At 71.4% G+C, this 2940-nt stretch carries 1 protein-coding gene; it reads right to left on the bottom strand.

Annotation, left to right across the window (positions count from 1 at the left end):
• Positions 1 to 2822: non-ribosomal peptide synthetase (locus ACWDAG_RS47655; protein ID WP_450701852.1), on the bottom strand; the 2822-nt coding region annotated here is incomplete at its 3' end.
• Positions 2823 to 2940: the final 118 nt, after the last annotated feature.

Raw genomic sequence — 2940 nt, 5'->3', positions numbered from 1 at the left:
TTCACCTGGTGATCAACACGCCCCACAAACTCCAAACACCCATCCCCACCCCACCGCACCACATCACCCGTGCGATACATACGAGTGCCCGGCGCCCCGAACGGATCCGCCACAAAACGCTCCGCCGACAGATCAGCCCGCCCCACATACCCCCGAGCCAACCCCACACCCGACACATACAACTCACCCACCACACCCACCGGCACCGGACGCAAACCCGCATCCAGCACATACACACGTGTGTTCGCCACAGGCCGGCCGATGGGCGGCACGCGTCGGCCGGACAGCGGATCGCTCATGGTGGCGATGACCGTCGACTCCGTGGGTCCGTAGGCGTTGACCATCCGGCGGTTCGCCGACCACCTCTCCACCAGCTCCGGTGTGCAGGCCTCGCCGCCGACCACCAGGGTCACCCCGGCCGGCAGTCCGTCCTCCGGTACCACGGCGAGCGCGGACGGGGGCAGCAGCAGCAGCGAGACTCCGTGCTCGGCCACGAGGTCGACCAGGGGCTGGCCCGGGGCGAGCTGTTCCTGCGTGGCCACGACCGCGCAGCCGCCGTTCAGCAGTGCCGTGCACAGTTCCCACACCGCCGCGTCGAAGCCCGGTGAGGCGAAGAGGAGCACGCGTTCGCCGGGCGAGAGGGCGAGCTTCTCCCGCTGTGTCGCGAGCATGCTGGCCACACCGCTGTGCGAGACGAGCACGCCCTTGGGCTGTCCCGTCGAACCGGACGTGAAGATCACGTAGGCGGTGTTCAGCGGCCGGACGGTCCGCGCGGGCACCGTGGAGACCACTTCCGCCTCGGTCCCGGCCTCCGCGGCGGGGATGCCCTCGCCGTCGAGCAGGAGGTGCTCGCACCCTTCCACCTGGGGCAGCTCGGACGCGATGCCGGCGTGGGTCAGCACGAGTTCCGGGCGGGCTGTGCGCAGCATGAAGGCGATGCGCTCCGCCGGGTAGCCGATGTCCACGGGCAGATAGGCGGCCCCGGACTTGAGCACCGCGACGATGGCGATCACCATCTCCGCCGAGCGCGGCAGGGCCACGGCCACGAACCGCTCGGGGCCCGCGCCGCGGGCCCCGAGGACCGCCGCCAGCCGTTCGGCCCGCGCGTCCACCTCCGCGTAGGTCAGCGTGGTGTCCCCGAAGACCACCGCGGGGGCGTCCGGCGTGCGGCGCACCTGCGCGGCGAAGAGTTCGGGCACCGTCGCGTCCGCCACGGCGCGCCCGGTGTCGTTCCACTCTTCCACGATCCGCCCGCGCTCCTGGGCGGCGAGCAGGTCGATACGGCCGGTGGGAGTCGTGGGAGCGGCGACGAACGCCTCCAGCACCTTCTGCAGCCGGACCAGGACCGCTTCTGTCTCCGCCCTGGTGAACGCTCCGGCCTGGTAGTTGAGTTCCAGTCGCATCCGGCTGCCCGGGATGGCGACAAGGCTGAGCGGGTAGTGCGTGGCTCCCGGCGCGGCACTGTCGTCGACGCCGACGTGCAGGCCGCGGGCCGCTCTGCGGACGGAGTCCCGGTCCAGCGGGGCGTTCTCGAAGCCGATGGCGGTGTCGAACAGTTCACCGAGGCCTGCCAAGCGCTGGATCTCGGCGAGACCGAGATGGTGGTGCTCGCCCAGCGCCGTCTGTTCGTCCTGGATGCGGGCCAGCAGGGCGTCGAGCGGTTCGGCGGGGTCGAGCCGGACCCGCACCGGAACCGTGTTCATCAGCAGTCCGACCATGTCCTCCACGCCGCGCAGCTCGGGCGGCCGGCCGGAGACCGTCGCGCCGAACACCAGGTCGCGCTCCCCGGTCAGGAGGTGCAGCACCAGCGCCCACGCACCCTCGATGACCGTGCTCAACGTCAGCCCACGGCTGCGCGCGGCCGCGTCGAGTTCGGCGGTGAACGTCTCCGGCAGCTGCCCGGCCACCAGCTCCGGCACCGCGGGGGGGCCGTCGCTCCTGGCTCCGGCGGAGACCAGGGTCGGCCCTTCAAGGCCCTCCAGCGCCGACCGCCAGGCACTCTCGGCCGCCTGCCGGTCCTGTGCTGCGATCCACCCGAGGTAGTCCCGGAACGGCACCACGGCGGGCAGTGCCGTCGCGTCACCGTCCTGCGCGTACAGCTCCAGGAGGTCGCGCACCAGCAGCGGCCAGGACCAGCCGTCGACCACGATGTGGTGGTTGGTCATGAGCAGCACGTGGCGCTCGGCGGTGAGCCGGATCAGCGTGAAGCGCAGCAGGGGAGGCCGGGCCATGTCGAACCGGCGTGTGCGCTCCTCGTCGAGGATCTGGGCCAGCAGGTGCTGCTGCTCGTCCTCGGGGTAGCCGTCCAGGGTCACTTCGCGCCACGGGGTGACGACCTCTCGGTGGACCAGTTGCAGCGACCGGTCGGCCGCGCTCTGCACGAAGCCCGCCCGCAGGTTCGTGTGCCGTGCCAGCAGGGCGTCGCACGCCCGCCGCAGTCGGGGCGCGTCCAGGCCGCCCGTCAGTTCCAGGGGGGTCAGCACGGTGTAGACATCCACTCCCTCCCCGGCGTAGAGAGCGTGGAAGAACATGCCCTCCTGCAGCGGTGAGAGCGGGAGTACGTCCTCCAGGCCCGGGAGGTCCACCTCCAGGGCAGTCCGCTCCGCGTGGTCGAGGGTCACCAGCGGAAGGGCGCTGCGGACGGGGGCGGGCGGCTGCTCGGCGGTGGCCAGTTCGGCGAGTGCGGCGACGGTCTTGTGCCGGAACACGTCGCGCGGTGAGATCACCACTCCCGCGGCACGGGCGCGGGAGACGAGCTGGATGGAGACGATCGAGTCGCCACCCAGGTCGAAGAAGCTGTCGTCGACACCGACCCGCTCCACCCCCAGCACCTCAGCAAACAACCCACACAACAACCGCTCCCGCTCCGTACGCGGCTCACGACTGTCCGCCCCACCACCGAACTCCGGAACCGGCAACACCCGCCGGTCCACCTTCCCG

The sequence above is a fragment of the Streptomyces sp. NPDC001157 genome (assembly GCF_053598255.1).
This window is presented reverse-complemented; position numbering and strand designations above follow the sequence as displayed.